Raw genomic sequence first — 17,636 nt, 5'->3', positions numbered from 1 at the left:
CTGTGACCTCTTGCGGTGTAAACTTATTAATTCCCATTTGTGTCACTTCCTTTTTTATTTATCATACAAAAATACCCTACAGAAGGCACGCTTTTTATTTCGTGTCCATTCTATAGGGTACAGTTTATGGAAACTGCCGCCTTTTTAATAGTTTAGCTTTTGACTAAAGTGACGAGGAGTAAGTGAGGTTTATTATTAATCCGAAAAGGAAACTTACTATTACTAAGGCCTCGGCTGACGACTAAGGTAAAGTTTTCTTTTTTTTGATGAAGGTATACTCCGTTAGTTAATTTTGGAAACCACCCTTGATGGGGAGAAAGTAAGCCATCAATTCCTGGCAAGCGAATTTGACCACCATGAGCATGACCAGAAAAAACAGCTTGGATTGGGTAATCTTTAAAACTTGCGGCATACTCATTAAATAGTTCAGGATGATGAGCTAACAAGAGATTGAGAGACTGCTCGGTCGTTTTTGCTTTAACCTCAGCCGGTAAGTCGGTTTCTTCGTTTCTTAAACCAATCAGACCAATCATTTGTTCGTTAATTTCAATTGTCGTAAACTGATTTTCAAGAAGCTGAGCTTGAGAGGATATAATTAATTGGCGCCAAGTCTCTAGCTGGCCAGAGCTTGTTTCGTGGTTGCCCTCAATCACAAATGTCGGGGCGATTTGAGCAAAGTCGTTAATAACAGTTAAAATCTTTGAAGAGTCTAAAGATTCAGTTCGATCAATCGTATCACCTGTAATTAAGATTAAGTCTGGAGTAGTATCTTGACTTGTCTTTAACAAGGTAGTTAAAGGCACTCGTAAGCGGCGAAGATGAATATCAGAGACGTGGAGAATTTTTAAATTTGCTAACTCCTCAGGTAAATCTGAGATAGGCAAAGTGATTGCTTCTAATTCTAATTGTCGATTAGTCCAGAGACCATACAAACAAAAAGCACTAATAAAGATCAATATGATCAGAAAATAAGTCATAGGAGTGTTCCTTTCTAAATAAGTCAGTACCGTTAGTATAAAAGGATTTTTCGAAAATACCAAGTTAAGAGCCACGGATTTAAGAGTTTATTAAGTAATTTTTGATAAAAGGGAGAGAAAAACAAGGAAGTAGTGGGCGCCTGTTGAGTTTTCAGAAAAAACATGATATAATATTCAAAGATTGATACCAGAGGAGAGAGTGAGCCCATAAAGCTCACTCTTTTTAATGGACAAGCAGATTCCCGTGAAGGAGGCGAATGGATTGAGTAGTGTAGTGGAAACTGTTACAAAGGTTGTCACGCCAATCTTAGAAGAACAAAACTTTGAGTTAGCAGATCTAGAATTCGTGAAGGAAGGTAAAAACTGGTTTCTACGCGTCTATATCGACAAACCGAATGGCATTGATATCGAAGAATGTGCTTTAGTAAGTGAAAAGTTAAGCGATGCAATGGATGAACTAAATCCAGACCCAATTCCACAAGCGTACTTTTTAGAAGTATCATCGCCTGGGGCCGAACGCCCATTGAAAAAAGAAGCTGATTACGAAAAAGCTTTAGGGAAATACGTGAACGTTTCTTTATATTCAATGATTGAGGGAGATAAGCAATTCACTGGCTTTTTGAAAGACTTAAATTCTGAGGAATTGACCTTAACAGTAAAAATTAAAACAAGAGAAAAAGATATCACATTCGATCGTAAAAATATTGCTAAGGCAAGATTAGCGATTCAGTTTTAGATTAAGATAATGGAGGCTTAGTAATATGAGTAAAGAAATGTTGAATGCATTAGAGGCATTAGAAGTCGAAAAAGGCATTTCAAAAGAAATTGTTATTGATGCCCTAGAAGCGGCATTAGTGTCAGCATACAAACGTCATTACGGACAAGCACAAAATGTGGAAGTTGAATTTGACCATAAAAAAGGCAACATCCACGTGTATTCTGTCAAAGAAGTAACGGAAGAAGTGATGGACTCGCAACTAGAAGTTAGTTTAGCCGAAGCCTTACTTTTAAACGGCGCTTATGAATTAGGTGACAAAATTCGTTTTGAAGTAACACCAAAAGATTTTGGCCGGATTGCTGCTCAAACAGCAAAACAAGTTATTTTACAACGGGTTCGTGAAGCTGAAAGAACAATTATCTATAATGAGTTCAGTGCTTATGAAAACGACATTATGCAAGGAATTGTTGAACGTCAAGATAACCGCTACATTTACGTTAATTTAGGTAAAATCGAAGCTGTTTTATCAAGACAAGATCAAATCCCTAATGAAGTTTACCAACCCCACGACCGGATTAAAGTCTACGTCTCAAAAGTTGAAAACACGTCTAAAGGCCCACAAGTCTTTGTAAGCCGTAGTCACCCGGATTTGTTGAAACGTTTGTTTGAACAAGAAATTCCAGAAGTCTACGATGGCGTCGTTGAAATTATTAGTATTGCTCGTGAAGCAGGGGACCGTGCGAAAGTTGCTGTCCGTTCCCGTGATGAAAACGTCGATCCTGTCGGTACATGTGTCGGCCCTCGTGGTCAACGTGTACAAGCGATTGTTAATGAATTAAAAGGCGAGAACATGGATATTGTTGAATGGAGTGAAGACCCAGCCGTCTTTATTTCAAACGCTCTAAATCCGGCTCAAGTCGTTGATGTCTTTTTCCAAGAAAATGAAAAATCTTGTACAGTCGTTGTACCTGACTATCAATTATCATTGGCAATTGGTAAACGTGGCCAAAACGCTCGTTTAGCGGCAAAATTAACAAATTACAAAATTGATATTAAATCTGAATCAGATATGGAAGTGTTGCGTGAGCAGTTTGCTAACCAAGAAGACCTAGCTGAGGAAGTTGCATTAGAAGAAGTCGTTGTTGAAGAAGAAGCATTAGTTGAAGCAGCTGTCAGTGATGAGGTTGTGGAAGAATTAGTTGATGAACAAGATTTGGATGCAGATCTTGCTGAAACAGCTGATGAAGTAGCGGAAGCAATCAACGAAGAAGAATAATTCCAGGAGGCTGAAAATAGATGAAAACCCGGAAAATTCCATTACGAAAATGTGTGGTTTCAGGCGAAATGAAACCTAAAAAAGAAATGGTCCGCGTCGTTCGTTCCAAAGAAGGGGACGTCGCCATTGATCCAACTGGTAAGTTGCCTGGTCGTGGTGCGTATATCACTATTGACCCAGCAATTGTCCAAAAAGCTTGGGATAAAAACATGTTGAGTCGTGGCCTAAATGCTAAATTAACAGATGACTTTTATCAAGAGTTGTTAGCTTATGTTACTCATCAAAAAGCTAGACAGGAATTACTAGCTAATGATGAATAGACAGAAAGCGTTAAATTTACTAGGAATGGCTACGCGAGCAGGTAAAATTGTTTCTGGAGAAGAGTTAACAATTAATGATATCCGGAACAATAATGCCAAAATAGTCTTTGTCGCAAATGACGCTAGCGAAAATACGTTTAAAAAGATTCAAGATAAGAGTTCTTATTACAAAATTCCTTGCGTCACTGAGTTCACCCAAGCTGAGATTAGCCAAGCAATTGGCAAACATCGGATGATTGTGGGCGTATGTGACCGAGGCTTTGCAAAAAAATTGCAAGAATTACTATTAAGTTAGGAAGGTGATTGCATGGGTAAGAAAAGAATTTATGAATTAGCCAAAGAAATGGATCAACCAAGTAAGGCGGTAATTGATCAAGCACATTCTCTTGGCATTGATGTTAAAAATCATATGGGCTCGATAAGTATTGATCAAGAAACTAAAATACGTAGTGCATTCGGAGGAGATTCTAAGAAAAGCACCCAGTCAGCTCAGTCCAAACAACCAGCACCAACACAAAATACAACTAAGGTCCAACCAGCCCAAAAAGCTAGTCAACCAACAAGTTCAAATAAAACACACACGCAACAAAAAAATCTAGATACAAGAAAAGGAAGTACCTTGTCACAGCCATCAGGTGACAAAGAAAAATCAAAAACTAATATGACAAATAAACCTACGAACCAAACTCAGCCTAAATCTGGACAAACTAACCGTCCAGCACAACAAGGACAAACTAACCGTCCAGCACAACAAGGACAAGGCAACCGTCCAGCGCAACAAGGACAAGGTAACCGTCCAGCGCAACAAGGACAAGGCAACCGTCCAGCACAACAAGGACAAGGTAACCGTCCAGCGCAACAAGGACAAGGTAACCGTCCAGCGCAACAAGGACAAGGTAACCGTCCAGCACAACAAGGACAAACTAACCGTCCGGCAACACAAGGACAAACAACTCGTCCAGCAGCACAAGGACAAGGCAATCGTCCAGCTGGTCAAACACCAGCAGCCGGTGGCGGAAGCAACCAAAACCGTGGTAACAGTAACTACCGTGGCAATCAACAAGGTGGTTATAACAACCAAAACCGTAACCGTTTCAACAAAAAAGGACGTAAAGGCAAACGTTACCCAGAGTCAACTAAGCCACCAGTTCCAGCTCGTAAATTTAGAGAATTACCAGAAGTGTTAGTTTACACTGAAGGTATGAACGTTGCGGATATTTCTAAAAAAATCTACCGTGAACCAGCGGAGATTATTAAAAAATTATTTATGATGGGTGTTATGGTTAACCAAAACCAAGCCTTAGATAAAGACACAATTGAATTATTAGCTGCCGACTATGGCATTGAAGCTGAAGAAAAAATTCAACTAGACGTTGCAGATATCGATAAATTCTTCGAAGCTGAAGCGATTGTTGAAGAAAACTTAACAACACGTCCACCAGTTGTAACTATTATGGGTCACGTTGACCATGGTAAAACAACGTTATTAGATACTTTAAGACATACAAAAGTTTCTGATGGCGAAGCTGGCGGAATCACGCAACATATTGGTGCTTACCAAATTGATGTTGCAGGCAAAACAATCACTTTCTTAGATACACCTGGACATGCCGCTTTCACAAGTATGCGTGCCCGTGGAGCAAGTATCACTGACGTAACAATTTTAGTTGTTGCTGCTGATGATGGTGTGATGCCACAAACAATTGAAGCGATTAACCATGCAAAAGCGGCTGATGTGCCAATTATTGTCGCGGTTAATAAAGTTGATAAACCAGCTGCTAATCCAGATCACGTAATGCAACAATTAAGTGAACATGGATTAATCCCAGAAGCTTGGGGTGGCGAAACAATTTTCGTACCAATTTCAGCTAAGTTCGGTCAAAACATCGACGAACTATTAGAAATGATTATTTTAGTTTCTGAAGTTCAAGAGTTAAAAGCCGACCCTACGCAAAAAGCGATTGGTAGCGTCATTGAAGCTCGTTTAGATAAGAGTAAAGGGCCTGTTGTGACATTATTAGTCCAACAAGGAACATTAAAAGTCGGTGACCCGATTGTTGTTGGTAATACATTTGGACGTGTCCGTGTCATGACTAATGATATCGGTCGTCGTGATAAAGAAGCTGGCCCAGCAACACCAGTTGAAATCACTGGTTTAAATGATGTACCTCAAGCCGGAGACCGTTTTGTCGTCTTTGAAGATGAGAAAACTGCTCGTGCCGCTGGTGAAGAACGTGCGAAACGTGCTTTACTTGAGCAACGTGCTTCAGGTAGCCGAGTAACATTAGAAAACTTATTCGATAGTCTTAAAGAAGGCGAATTGAAAGAAGTTAATGTTATTATCAAAGCTGACGTTCAAGGTTCTGCCGAAGCTTTAGCAGCTAGCTTGAACAAAATTGAAGTCGAAGGCGTTCGGGTTAAAATCGTTCATAACGCAGTTGGAGCGATTAACGAAAGTGACATCACTTTAGCCGCAGCAAGTAATGCGATTATGATTGGTTTCAACGTTCGTCCGACAATTCAAGCCAAAGAGCAAGCAACGATGGAAGAAGTAGACATTCGTTTACACCGTATTATCTACAATGCCATTGATGAAATTGAAACAGCGATGACAGGTATGTTAGATCCAGAATTTGAAGAAAAAATTACTGGTCAAATGATGATTCGTGAAACAATTAATGTTTCTAAAGTCGGAACAATTGCTGGTTGTTACGTAACAGAAGGCTTAATTAAACGAGACAGCGGTATCCGCTTGATTCGTGATAATATTGTCATTCTTGAAGGTAAACTATCAAGCTTGAAGCGTTTCAAAGACGATGCCAAAGAAGTTAAAATGGGATTTGAATGTGGCGCAACAATTGAAAACTTCAACGACGTTAAAGTTGACGATGTTATCGAAGGCTTTGAAATGGTTGAAATTAAACGTAAATAATAATTAATAATTATTGTCCTTCCTACCTGAGTCTGTCTTAGTTAGGAAGGCAATTAATTAATGAAAAGGGGAGACCATCATGGCAAAATTCCGTGATCGTCGCGTCGGTCAAGAAGTTCAACGTGAAGTTAATGACATTCTCCAAAAAAGAGTTCGTGACCCTCGTGTTCAAGGTATTACAATTACCGATGTTAGAGTAACTGGCGACTTACAACAAGCGACTATTTATTATAGTACGTTGTCTGATAAAGCCTCAGATGTCCAAAAAGCTCAAACAGGGTTAGAAAAAGCCTCAGGGTTAATTCGTAAAGAATTAGGCGAACGTCTAAGAATTTACAAAACACCTGAAATCATTTTTGAAAGAGACGAATCAGTTGCTTATGGTTCTAAAATTGATCAAATGATTCGTGATTTGAATAAAAAAGATTAAGTTAATAATCGAAAGCAATGAAAGGTATTTTCTTTCATTGCTTTTTTTTGTAGTAATAAGAGACAAGTATTAATCAGTAATAATTAATCATCAATGAGTCGTTTTATATTTTAGCTATGAAGGCAGCTATGGTATAATTACCTTTAAGAATGAAGGGGGGAGTGACATGGAATTACCGAATATTACTGACTTGTCAGAAGTTGAATCAGCGATTTATCGCTACATCATCCAAAATGACGAAAAAATTGCTTTGATGCGTGTTCGTGATTTAGCTGAAGGCTCCCATACCTCGCCAACGTCTGTGATGCGTTTTATCAAAAAAATGGGCTTTGATTCTTTTCCAGAGTTTAAACTTCATTATAAGCAAAAACAAACAGCGGTCCATGAGCATAGCCCCAGTATTGATTCTTATTTTGATCTCTTAAATCGGAAGAACTTTAAAAATAATTTAGAAGCTCAAGTGGATTACTTTGCTGAAGCGATTATTCGTTCCTCGCCAGTTATCTTTTTAGGCTTAGGGGCTTCTGGGTCAATCGCAAGTTACGCTAGTCGGAAGATTGCTAACTTAGGTTACAATTCTTTTGCCTTGTCTGATCGGAGTTACCCAATTAGTAGTCGTTTAGACCCTAAAAGAGAGAGTTTATTAATATTTTTAAGTGTCTCGGGAAATACCGTGGAAATGGTCGATATTGCCACCCAATTTGCTGGTAACCCATTAGTTAAAATTGGTGTAATTACTAGTGATCCGACAAGTCGCTTAGGTGAAAAAGCTGACTATTTATTAGATTATATCGGCAATAATGAACGAGCTCATATTTACTATGATTTATCTAGTCAGATTCCTAGTGTCTTTTTACTAGAATTAATTATCAATAGTGTCAGACAAAAAAATCAACTGTGATGGTACAACCTGTACCGTCATGGTTTTTTTGTCTTTTGATGGTACTTAGCTCATAAGACTTAAAAGTCAGTACAACGATCAAAGAAAGCGGTATACTTTGTCTATCAAGTTTCTTGCAAGATTGATAATTAGCTAAAAGGAGTAGGTATAGTGAATAAGTTTAATGCATTTATGGAGAGGACCTTAGTACCAGTTGCAACAAAATTAAATAATCAACGTCACGTAGCAGCAGTTCGAGATTCTTTTATGTTTATTTTTCCATTAACTATGGCATCATCCATCGTTATTCTATTGAACAATTTGATTTTTTCTAAAGAGGGCTTTATTGCGAAATTGCTATTTTTACCTAAGTTTTTCCCTAATTTAGAATCAGCCCAAAAAGTCTTAGCATCAGCGGCTAATGGTACGATAAATATTATGTCGATTTTTATTGCCTTTTTAGTTGCTAGTTTATTAGCAAAACATTTTAAAGCCGATGATATGTTAGCTGGGCTAACAAGTGTGGCAGTGTTTATTATTATGTATCCGGCACCATTCGGTTTAGATAATGGCGTCAATGTCATGCAAACTACTTACTTAGGAGCACAAGGTCTCTTTGTAGCAATGTTAGTCGGTGGTGTTGTAGGAGAGTTTCTACCAAAATTATTTAATAATCCGAAGTTGAAAATTACTATGCCAGAAATGGTACCGCCAGCGGTTTCACGTTCATTCTCAGGTTTAATTCCGATTGTCCTTGTGATAATGGCCGCTTCAGTAGTCAGTTTCTTAATTTCCCTAGTCGCACCAAATGGGATTAACGAAGTGATTTACGATACGATTCAAACACCTTTAAGAAATATTGGTGGTAATATCTTTGGTGTCTTAGTGATTGCTTTTACCCAAAACTTATTATGGGCAATCGGGATTCACGGACCAAACACATTGAATGCAGTCAGAGCAGCGATCTTCACAGAACCAGATATGGCGAACTTAGCTCATATTAATGCGACTGGCGGGCTAAAAGATATTCCTTACCCTGAAACTTGGGCAATGTTAAATGATGCCTTTGCTAATATGGGTGGAAGCGGTATGACCTTAGGGTTAATTATTGCTATTTTTATTGCTTCTCGTCGACCTGAATACAAGGAAATCGCTAAGATGTCCTTGATTCCTGGGATTTTCAATATTAATGAGCCATTGATTTTTGGTTTACCAATTGTGTTAAACCCAATCTTAGTTGTACCTTTTGTTTTAACGCCGATGATTAATATTGTTTTTGGTTATTTAGTCACAATTGTCTTTAAAATTATTCCTTCGCCGGCAATTGGGGTTCCGTGGACAACGCCTGGACCGTTAATTCCCTTCTTAGGAACCGGTGGAAACTTCTTAGCGTTAATTATTGGTTTTGTTTGTTTAGGTATTTCAGTTTTAGTTTACTTACCATTCGTAATTGCAGCTAATAAAGCTGCTGAAAATGAAATGGCTAGCTAAACTTTGAAACATAGTGTTTCAAGAGTGGTGAATGAATCAGATTTATGAGATTAGTCGTAAAAGCAATAATTGATACGATTAATTAAGTATAATAAAGACATAAAATTAGAAAGTAGGATGCTAAATGTTTAAAGATGATTTTTTATGGGGTGGCGCAGTTGCTGCTCACCAAATTGAAGGCGGCTGGGATCAAGGTGGGAAAGGCCCGAGCATTGCTGATGTCATGACGGCAGGGGCTAATGGCGTTGAACGAGAAATTACCGACGGTGTCATTCCTGGTAAAAACTACCCAAACCACGAGGCCATTGATTTTTATCACCGTTATAAAGAAGATATTGCTTTATTTGCGGAAATGGGTTTAAAATCTTTTAGAACATCGATTGCTTGGAGTCGGATTTTCCCTAAAGGGGATGAATCAGAGCCGAATGAAGCCGGTCTACAATTTTATGATGATTTATTTGATGAACTACTAAAACACAATATCGAACCAATTGTCACTTTGTCTCACTTCGAAATGCCTTATCATTTACACAAAGCCTACGGCGGCTTCCGTAATAAACAAGTGGTTGACTTTTTTGTTAATTACGCTGGGGTTGTGATGGAACGTTACAAAAACAAAGTAAAATATTGGATGACTTTTAATGAAATTAATAACCAAGCAGGTGGGGCTCATGCCTTACATAACTGGACTAACTCAGGGGTCATCGTGAAAGACGGGGAAAATGCCGAAGAAGTTATTTTCCAAGCCTCTTTATACGAGCTAATCGCTAGTGCTAAGGCAGTTGCTCTTGGCCATAAAATTAACCCTGAGATGCAAATTGGCTGTATGATGGCTTATGTACCAGTTTATCCATATTCATGTAATCCAGGTGATTTATTAGCCGCTCAAAAAGCGATGAACTTACGCTATTTCTATAATGACATTCATGCCTATGGTAAAATTCCTAACTTCGCTTTAAAAGAATGGGAATTAAAAGGCTATAATATCGAATACACAGCAGAAGATTTAGTTGCGTTAGAAGCTGGAAAAGTGGATTATATCGGTTTCAGTTACTACATGTCTGGAACTATTACTAGTGATATGACGATGGAAGGTTACCAAGTAGCTGACAATATGAAACTAGTTCAAAACCCTCATATTAAGTCAAGTGACTGGGGTTGGCCGATTGATCCAGTTGGCTTACGTTATATCTTAAATGATTTACAACAACGTTATAACTTACCAATGATGATTGTTGAAAATGGTTTTGGTGCCTATGATAAAGTTGAAGCTGATGGTAGCATTAACGATGATTACCGCATTAATTACTTACAAGAACACATTGAACAAATGGCTCTAGCGATTAATGAAGACGGTGTTGAGTTGATTGGTTACACACCATGGGGGATTATCGACATTGTCAGTTTCGGGACAGGGGAAATGGAGAAACGATACGGTTTCATCTATGTTGATAAAGACAATGCTGGTGTTGGTACTTTGAATCGCAGTAAGAAGAAATCATTTGACTGGTACAAAGAAGTCATTTCAACAAATGGTCAAAGTCTCTTTAATAAGTAAACATATAAGGGTTAATGAGCTGATTAAAGGTCATTAACCCTTTTTTTGTTAGGCTAATAATCGAAGTTAAGAAAAGGTAATTTTGCTATAAATATGCTATACTTAGTTGGTTATCCGAAAAAATTTGTGAGGTATATATATGAACGGAATCCTACCCTTATGGAAAGAACGTGGCATGACTAGTCATGATTGCGTCTATAAATTAAGAAAAATATTACAAACTAAAAAAATCGGTCACGGTGGGACATTAGATCCAGATGTGGACGGTGTTTTACCGATTTGTATCGGTCGAGGCACAAAAGTGATTGAATACTTACAAGACAGCGGTAAAGTCTATGTAGGGGAAATTACTTTAGGCTACTCAACAACAACGGAAGATGTGAGTGGTGAAACTGTAGCAGTCAGTCCTGTAAGGACAGAACTTGAACTGTCAGTGATTGATTCAGCGATGAGCCAAATGGTTGGAACGATTACTCAAATTCCACCGATGTATTCTGCTGTTAGAGTTGAGGGCAAACGGTTATACGAATATGCCCGAGAAGGCCTAGAAGTTGAAAGGCCCCAACGGAAAGCTGAAATTACTTATTTTAAACGGACAACCCCACCAGTCTTTAATGAAGAAGCAGGAACGCTATCTTGGAAATTTGAAGTTGGTTGTGGCAAAGGAACTTATGTTAGAACGTTAGCAGTTGATACTGGTAAAATTTTAGGTTATGAAGCTCACATGTCTGATTTAACCCGAGTAGGTAGCGGCGGCTATTCAGCAAAAGATTGCTTGACCTTGCAACAAGTTGCTCGTTTAATGGAAGCCGATGATTTAAGTTTCTTGCAACCAATCGAGACAGCTGTGGCGATGTTTGAGTCCATTGAAGTAACGCCTCAAGACTATCAAAAAATCTTTAAGAATGGTGGCTTTGTGCCAGTGGCTGATTATCAGTTACAAGATGACACCGGCTTAATCGCTATCCTTTGTGAAGGTCAATTGATTAGTATTTATCAGAAACACCCAAATAAACCACAATTTTTAAAACCAGTCAAAGTACTGCGTAATGATTAGGAAAAGGAAGTTACGGCATGAAGATAATTGAAATTCACCATCCCTATCAAAAAGAACTACTCCCAGTAGAGGATATCGTTTTAGTTCTCGGCTTTTTTGACGGCGTTCATTGTGGCCATCAAGAAGTTATTCGGCAAGGCAAGGAAGCAGCCTTAGCAAAAGGTTTAAAATTAGCTGTGATGACATTTAATCAGCATCCCTCAATTGTTTTTAAGAAAATTCAACCTGAAACCATGAAATATTTAACGAGTGTTGAACAAAAAGCTCGGCACATGGCAGACTTAGGTGTCGATTATTTATATGTCGTCGAATTTACCTCAGCCTTTGCGAGTTTAGCGCCACAAGAATTTGTCGATCAATACATGTTAGGTTTAAATGCTAAAGTCGTCGTAGCTGGTTTCGACTATACATATGGGCCTCGGGAAATTGCCACAATGGCCAATTTACCGAACTACTGTCAAGAACGCTTTGAAATAATCACAGTGCCGAAACAAATGACTGACAATAAAAAAATTAGTTCTACCGAAATCCGCGAATTAATGGCTGGGGGTAAGATGGCAGAAGTCACAAACTATCTCGGTTATGTGTATGAAATAGAAGGCACTGTTGTCCATGGGGATGCCCGTGGTCGGACTTTAGGTTTTCCAACGGCGAATATTAAAGTTAAATCAAACATTCGTCTGCCCCGTAAAGGAGTTTATGCGGTTAAAATTAAAGTCGCTGATACTTGGTATCGTGGCATGGCTCAAATTGGTCGCAACATCACTTTTGAAGCTGACCGTGATATAACGGTGGAAGTTAATATTTTAGATTTTAATCGTGACATCTATGGCGAGCAAGTCTCAGTTGCTTGGTATCATTACTTACGAGATGAAGTTAAATTCACTGGCGTTGAAGGCTTAATTAGTCAGTTAAAACAAGATCAAATCGACACTGAAGTTTACTTCCAAGAAAGGGCGCAAAATTAATGACATCAGCATACATCCATATTCCTTTTTGTGAACACATTTGCTTTTATTGTGATTTCAACAAAGTTTTTATTCAAGGACAACCAGTGGATGAATATATCCAAGGCTTAATTAAAGAAATCCGTTTAACGAAAGAACGTTACCCCTCAGATGATACCGAAACGATTTATATTGGTGGGGGAACGCCGACCTCTTTATCAGCTGAGCAGTTAGACGCGTTGTTAGGCGGGATCCGGGAAGAGCTACCTTTTGATCCGCGGAATGAATTTACCGTTGAAGCTAACCCTGGCGATTTAACTTTAGATAAAATTGCCGTTTTAAAAAATCACGGTGTTAATCGATTATCAATGGGGGTTCAATCCTTCGATGATCGCTTATTAAAAAAAATCGGGCGAAAACATTCGGCCCAAGATGTTTTTGATACGATGAAACTAGTAGAAAAAGGTGGCATGGATAATGTCAGCATTGACTTGATCTATGCCTTACCTGGTCAAACTATGGAAAGTTTTCAAGACACCTTAGAAAAAGCTTTGGCTTTAGACTTGCCTCATTATTCTATGTATTCGTTAATTTTAGAAAATAAAACAGTTTTTTATAACTGGGCTCGTCAAGGGCGGTTGAAATTGCCTGGTGAAGATGCTGAAGGGGACATGTTTGATCTAGCAGCCGCTTTTATGGAAAAGGCTGGCCGTATGAAATATGAAGTTAGTAACTTTGCAGTCCCAGGTCAAGAAAGTCGCCATAACTTAGTGTATTGGAACAATGAACATTATTATGGTTTTGGTGCAGGAGCCAGTGGGTACCTCGGCCATAGCCGTTACCGGAATCACGGACCGATTCAACATTATTTAGAACCTTTACGGAACGATCAGCTACCGACGATTGAAACAGAAGCGTTAAGCTTAACTAATCGCATGGAAGAAGAGATGTTTTTAGGGTTACGGAAACTTCAAGGGGTTTCATATACTCATTTTAGTCATAAATTCCAACGTGACTTATCTAGTGTTTATGGAGGAGTCATCGCTGAGTTAATCGCTGAAGGTATGTTAGAACGAAAAGAAGACTATCTTCGACTAACGACTAAAGGTCTAATTTTAGGTAATGAAGTCTTTCAACGCTTTTTAATCGATAAGAAAAAGATCCTGTAAAGGGTCTTTTTTTACGCCTAAAGCGTGTAAATAAACGGTTTTCACTTGTTTTTAGCACTCGTTAGACAAGAGTGCTAAAAAGTGGAGGTTTTCAGTTGACAAAGATTTAATAACTTGGTATATTAGTATATGTGATTAGCACTTAGTTACATTGAGTGCTAACTAAAAGAAAACTAATTCAGAAGGAGAGCTGATCGTATGATGACCGAAAGACAATTGAATATTCTTGGTCAAATCATTCAGATCTATACTGCTACTGGTGTACCTGTTGGTTCTAAAACCTTGATGAACGAAGGCATTAAAGCAAGTTCTGCGACAATTAGGAATGACATGAGTGCTTTAGAAGAGTTTGGGTTGATTGAAAAAACTCACACATCTTCTGGCCGAATCCCGTCTGTCAAAGGCTATCGCTTTTATGTTGATAATCTTTTGCAACCAGCAGAAATTAGTCATCAAGAACTCTCAACTATTAAACAGTCCTTTGGCCAAGAGTTTACAGCGATTAACGATATTATCGAAAAGTCAGCCAATATTTTATCAGAGTTGACTAGTTACACCGCTTTTTCCTTAGGGCCGGAAGTGAAGGAACGAAAGTTAACAGGCTTTCGCGTAGTTCCTCTCAATAATCAACAGCTAATGGCGATTATTGTGACTGATAAAGGTAATGTGGAGAGTCAAGTCTTTACGATTCCGAAAGGGGTCTCTAGTGAAGACATTGAAAAAATGATTAAAATTATTAATGATAAACTCGTTGGTGAACCATTGCTAACGGTTTATCACAAACTCCGCACCGAGATCCCGATGATCTTGCAAAAATATTTTCATACTCCTCAAGGGATTATGGGACTATTTGATTCAATGTTAGGTCAAGCTTTTGAAGAGCGGGTTTATGTTGGTGGGCGGATGAACATGTTAGATTTTGATATGTTATCAGATCTAACTCAATTCAAGTCGGTTTATTCTTTAATGGATAATACAGACAAACTTGCAACACTAATTGCGCCAACTGATGATGGCATTGGTATTCGAATCGGTAATGAACTCGATAACGAGCTTTTAAGGAACATGAGTTTAATTACTGCTTCATACGAAGTCTCAGGACACGGTAAAGGAACTATCGCATTATTAGGGCCGACGAATATGTCTTATTCGAAGATGTTCGGATTAGTGGATGCATTCCGCCTAGAACTAGCGAATGAACTAGCAGTCTACTACCGTAACTTAGATTCATCATCAAGGAAATAAGCTGAGAAAGGAAGTCAGAAACGTGACGGATAAAAAAGAGGATGTAACAGAAAAAGAAATACCAGAAGTCGATGCTGAAACTAAAGCTAAAATCGACGACATTCTAAATGCTGAAGGGGCAGAAACGGTTGAACTATCAGTCGAAGAAACCTTGAAGCAACAATTAGAAGAAATGGAAGATAAGTTTTTAAGAGCTCAAGCCGAAATCGCCAACATGCGTAATCGTCATCAAAAAGAGAGCCAAAACTCAGCTAAATATCGTTCACAAAATCTAGGAACAGAGCTGTTGCCAGCAATTGATAACCTAGAGCGAGCGTTAGCAATTGAAGTAACTGACGAGCAAGGTAAGAGCTTGAAAAAAGGCATTGAAATGGTAATGGAGAGTTTACTTCATGCCTTGAAATCAGCAGGCATTGAAGAAATTCCAGCCTTAGGTGAAACTTTTGACCCAAATCTTCATCAAGCAGTTCAGACAATGGCAGTTTCAGAGGGGCAAAAACCTGATGAAATCGTCCAAGTCTTACAAAAAGGTTATAAGCTACATGACCGGATCTTACGACCGACAATGGTTATTGTCGCTCAATAATTACAAAACAAATAAACTAAAAAAATAATGGAAAGAAAGTTCTAACTGGATCAATTTTAGGTGACTAAAACAGTGATCAGTAGACTTTTAGAAAAGGAGAAAATTATTATGAGTAAAATTATCGGAATTGACTTAGGAACAACAAACTCTGCCGTTGCAGTTTTAGAAGGCGGAGAAGCAAAAATTATCCCAAATCCAGAGGGTAACCGTACAACACCATCAGTTGTTTCATTTAAAAATGGTGAAATTCAAGTTGGTGAAGTTGCTAAGCGTCAAGCAGTAACTAACCCGAACACAATTGCTTCAATCAAACGTTACATGGGTGAAGCTGGTTATACAGTTGAAGCCGAAGGTAAAACTTACACACCTCAAGAAATTTCAGCAATGGTCTTACAATACATGAAAGGTTTTGCTGAAGATTACTTAGGAGAGCCTGTTACAAAAGCTGTTATTACAGTTCCAGCTTACTTTAACGACTCACAACGTCAAGCAACTAAAGATGCTGGCCGTATTGCTGGTTTAGAAGTTGAACGGATTGTTAACGAGCCAACTGCTGCTGCATTAGCTTACGGTTTAGATAAAACAGACAAAGAAGAAAAAGTTCTAGTCTTTGACTTAGGTGGTGGTACGTTTGACGTATCAATCTTAGAACTTGGCGATGGCGTCTTTGACGTATTATCAACAGCTGGTGACAACAACTTAGGTGGGGATGACTTTGATAACAAAATCATTGAACACTTAGTTGCTGAATTCAAAAAAGAGAACGGTATCGACTTATCTAAAGACAAAATGGCTGTTCAACGTTTGAAAGATGCTGCTGAAAAAGCGAAAAAAGACTTATCAGGTGTTACAAGCACTCAAATCAGCTTACCATTTATTACAGCTGGTGATGCTGGACCACTTCACTTAGAATTAAACTTAACTCGTGCTAAATTTGATGAGTTAACAGCTGAATTAGTTGAAAGAACTAAAATCCCTGTTCGTCAAGCGCTTAAAGATGCCGGACTTTCACAATCAGATATCGATGAAGTTATCTTAGTTGGTGGATCAACTCGTATTCCTGCAGTTGTCGAAGCTGTCCAAAGAGAAACTAACAAAGACGCTAACAAATCAGTTAACCCAGATGAAGTAGTAGCAATGGGAGCAGCGATTCAAGGTGGTGTCATTACTGGTGATGTTAAAGATGTTGTCTTATTAGACGTAACACCTTTATCATTAGGAATTGAAACAATGGGATCAGTTTTCACTAAATTAATTGATCGTAATACAACTATTCCAACAAGTAAATCACAAGTCTTCTCAACAGCAGCAGACAATCAACCAGCTGTAGACATTCACGTTTTACAAGGTGAACGTCCAATGGCAACAGATAACAAAACATTAGGTCGTTTCCAATTAACTGACATTCCAGCTGCCCCTCGTGGTGTGCCACAAATCGAAGTAACTTTCGATATTGACAAAAACGGAATTGTTAACGTTAGTGCGAAAGACTTAGGTACACAAAAAGAACAAACTATTACAATTAAATCATCATCAGGTTTAACAGATGAAGAAATTGATAAAATGGTTAAAGATGCTGAAGCGAATGCAGAAGCTGATAAAGCCCGTAAAGAAGAAGTTGACTTACGTAACGACGTAGATGCTTTATTATTCTCAGTTGACAAAACGTTAACTGAATTAGAAGGTAAAGTTGACGAAGACGAAGTTAAAAAAGCTGAAGGTTTACGTGATGAATTAAAAGCCGCTGTTGAAGCTAACGATTTAGAGTTAATGAAATCTAAACGTGATGAGTTGAACGAAGTCGTTCAAGCCTTAACAGTTAAATTGTACGAACAAGCTGCAGCAGCTCAACAAGCCGCTGAAGGACAAGATCCAAACGCTCCTCAAGGTGGCGCAGATGATGTTGTTGATGCTGACTTTGAAGAAGTCAACGACGAAGAATAAAAGTAGCCTCGAGAAAAGCCACTAGCAGACTGCTTTTGGCTTTTCCTCGTGCTAAGTCTTTATTTAGTCAAGAATACAATAATATCAAACTGGATTCTGTTGAAAG

The 17,636-nt window shown here is 38.4% G+C and carries 16 protein-coding genes; 15 read left to right on the top strand and 1 reads right to left on the bottom strand.

What is annotated here, in order from left to right; all coding sequences use genetic code 11:
• Nucleotides 1–152 precede the first annotated feature (152 nt).
• The gene (locus CBF35_RS13565) at nucleotides 153–977 is read right to left on the bottom strand and encodes a metallophosphoesterase (protein ID WP_126782138.1); all 825 of its coding nucleotides are present in this window, start codon (nucleotides 975–977) and stop codon (nucleotides 153–155) included.
• Between the two features lie 262 nt (nucleotides 978–1,239).
• On the opposite strand from CBF35_RS13565, the gene rimP reads away from it, so the two are divergent.
• From rimP to dnaK, 15 genes are all read left to right on the top strand, one after another.
• Nucleotides 1,240–1,713, top strand: a complete 474-nt coding sequence (gene rimP / locus CBF35_RS13560; protein ID WP_126782136.1) for a ribosome maturation factor RimP — start codon at nucleotides 1,240–1,242, stop codon at nucleotides 1,711–1,713.
• Between the two features lie 25 nt (nucleotides 1,714–1,738).
• On the top strand, nucleotides 1,739–2,971 hold the full coding sequence (nusA, locus tag CBF35_RS13555; RefSeq protein WP_126782134.1) for a transcription termination factor NusA: 1,233 nt from the start codon (nucleotides 1,739–1,741) through the stop codon (nucleotides 2,969–2,971).
• 20 nt (nucleotides 2,972–2,991) lie between these two features.
• Nucleotides 2,992–3,291 carry an RNase P modulator RnpM gene (gene rnpM / locus CBF35_RS13550; RefSeq protein WP_126782132.1) on the top strand — a complete coding sequence of 100 codons (300 nt, stop codon included), beginning with the start codon at nucleotides 2,992–2,994 and terminating at the stop codon, nucleotides 3,289–3,291.
• Complete coding sequence (locus CBF35_RS13545; protein ID WP_126782130.1) at nucleotides 3,281–3,586, top strand: YlxQ-related RNA-binding protein; 306 nt, start codon at nucleotides 3,281–3,283, stop codon at nucleotides 3,584–3,586. Before rnpM ends, CBF35_RS13545 begins: the two co-directional genes overlap by 11 nt.
• 12 nt (nucleotides 3,587–3,598) lie before the next feature.
• Nucleotides 3,599–6,223 carry a translation initiation factor IF-2 gene (infB, locus tag CBF35_RS13540; RefSeq protein WP_126782128.1) on the top strand — a complete coding sequence of 875 codons (2,625 nt, stop codon included), beginning with the start codon at nucleotides 3,599–3,601 and terminating at the stop codon, nucleotides 6,221–6,223.
• Nucleotides 6,224–6,302: 79 nt separating this feature from the next.
• The gene (gene rbfA, locus CBF35_RS13535) at nucleotides 6,303–6,653 is read left to right on the top strand and encodes a 30S ribosome-binding factor RbfA (RefSeq protein ID WP_126782126.1); all 351 of its coding nucleotides are present in this window, start codon (nucleotides 6,303–6,305) and stop codon (nucleotides 6,651–6,653) included.
• 166 nt (nucleotides 6,654–6,819) lie between these two features.
• Entirely contained in the window at nucleotides 6,820–7,554 is a 735-nt protein-coding gene (locus tag CBF35_RS13530) for a MurR/RpiR family transcriptional regulator (protein ID WP_126782124.1), read from the top strand.
• A gap of 150 nt (nucleotides 7,555–7,704) precedes the next feature.
• On the top strand, nucleotides 7,705–9,024 hold the full coding sequence (locus CBF35_RS13525) for a PTS sugar transporter subunit IIC (protein WP_126782122.1): 1,320 nt from the start codon (nucleotides 7,705–7,707) through the stop codon (nucleotides 9,022–9,024).
• 124 nt (nucleotides 9,025–9,148) lie between these two features.
• Nucleotides 9,149–10,582, top strand: coding sequence for a 6-phospho-beta-glucosidase (locus tag CBF35_RS13520; protein WP_126782120.1), 1,434 nt, complete (start codon nucleotides 9,149–9,151; stop codon nucleotides 10,580–10,582).
• Nucleotides 10,583–10,721: 139 nt separating this feature from the next.
• Nucleotides 10,722–11,639, top strand: coding sequence for a tRNA pseudouridine(55) synthase TruB (gene truB, locus CBF35_RS13515; RefSeq protein WP_126782118.1), 918 nt, complete (start codon nucleotides 10,722–10,724; stop codon nucleotides 11,637–11,639).
• A 17-nt stretch (nucleotides 11,640–11,656) separates the two neighbouring features.
• Entirely contained in the window at nucleotides 11,657–12,607 is a 951-nt protein-coding gene (gene ribF / locus CBF35_RS13510) for a riboflavin biosynthesis protein RibF (protein ID WP_126782115.1), read from the top strand.
• Nucleotides 12,607–13,755 carry a radical SAM family heme chaperone HemW gene (gene hemW / locus CBF35_RS13505; RefSeq protein WP_126782113.1) on the top strand — a complete coding sequence of 383 codons (1,149 nt, stop codon included), beginning with the start codon at nucleotides 12,607–12,609 and terminating at the stop codon, nucleotides 13,753–13,755. Before ribF ends, hemW begins: the two co-directional genes overlap by 1 nt.
• Nucleotides 13,756–13,953: 198 nt before the next feature.
• Nucleotides 13,954–15,000, top strand: coding sequence for a heat-inducible transcriptional repressor HrcA (gene hrcA, locus CBF35_RS13500; protein WP_126782111.1), 1,047 nt, complete (start codon nucleotides 13,954–13,956; stop codon nucleotides 14,998–15,000).
• A 1-nt stretch (nucleotide 15,001) separates the two neighbouring features.
• Complete coding sequence (grpE, locus tag CBF35_RS13495) at nucleotides 15,002–15,586, top strand: nucleotide exchange factor GrpE (RefSeq protein WP_126782109.1); 585 nt, start codon at nucleotides 15,002–15,004, stop codon at nucleotides 15,584–15,586.
• A 108-nt stretch (nucleotides 15,587–15,694) separates the two neighbouring features.
• Nucleotides 15,695–17,530, top strand: coding sequence for a molecular chaperone DnaK (dnaK, locus tag CBF35_RS13490; protein ID WP_126782107.1), 1,836 nt, complete (start codon nucleotides 15,695–15,697; stop codon nucleotides 17,528–17,530).
• Nucleotides 17,531–17,636 lie beyond the last annotated feature (106 nt).

The organism is Vagococcus salmoninarum (genome assembly GCF_003987495.1).
Lineage (GTDB): Bacteria > Bacillota > Bacilli > Lactobacillales > Vagococcaceae > Vagococcus_D > Vagococcus_D salmoninarum.
Note: the sequence above shows the minus strand (reverse complement) of the source record. Positions and strands in the feature narration are given on the sequence as shown.

Bases quoted from the DNA above. Each gene is read 5' to 3' on its own strand.
- infB (WP_126782128.1), top strand. From the start codon at position 3,599: ATGGGTAAGAAAAGAATTTATGAATTAGCCAAAGAAATGGATCAACCA.
- ribF (WP_126782115.1), top strand. From the start codon at position 11,657: ATGAAGATAATTGAAATTCACCATCCCTATCAAAAAGAACTACTCCCA.
- dnaK (WP_126782107.1), top strand. From the start codon at position 15,695: ATGAGTAAAATTATCGGAATTGACTTAGGAACAACAAACTCTGCCGTT.
- truB (WP_126782118.1), top strand. From the start codon at position 10,722: ATGAACGGAATCCTACCCTTATGGAAAGAACGTGGCATGACTAGTCAT.
- CBF35_RS13565 (WP_126782138.1), bottom strand. From the start codon at position 977: ATGACTTATTTTCTGATCATATTGATCTTTATTAGTGCTTTTTGTTTG.
- CBF35_RS13545 (WP_126782130.1), top strand. From the start codon at position 3,281: ATGATGAATAGACAGAAAGCGTTAAATTTACTAGGAATGGCTACGCGA.
- CBF35_RS13520 (WP_126782120.1), top strand. From the start codon at position 9,149: ATGTTTAAAGATGATTTTTTATGGGGTGGCGCAGTTGCTGCTCACCAA.
- CBF35_RS13530 (WP_126782124.1), top strand. From the start codon at position 6,820: ATGGAATTACCGAATATTACTGACTTGTCAGAAGTTGAATCAGCGATT.
- hrcA (WP_126782111.1), top strand. From the start codon at position 13,954: ATGATGACCGAAAGACAATTGAATATTCTTGGTCAAATCATTCAGATC.
- hemW (WP_126782113.1), top strand. From the start codon at position 12,607: ATGACATCAGCATACATCCATATTCCTTTTTGTGAACACATTTGCTTT.
- rnpM (WP_126782132.1), top strand. From the start codon at position 2,992: ATGAAAACCCGGAAAATTCCATTACGAAAATGTGTGGTTTCAGGCGAA.
- rbfA (WP_126782126.1), top strand. From the start codon at position 6,303: ATGGCAAAATTCCGTGATCGTCGCGTCGGTCAAGAAGTTCAACGTGAA.
- nusA (WP_126782134.1), top strand. From the start codon at position 1,739: ATGAGTAAAGAAATGTTGAATGCATTAGAGGCATTAGAAGTCGAAAAA.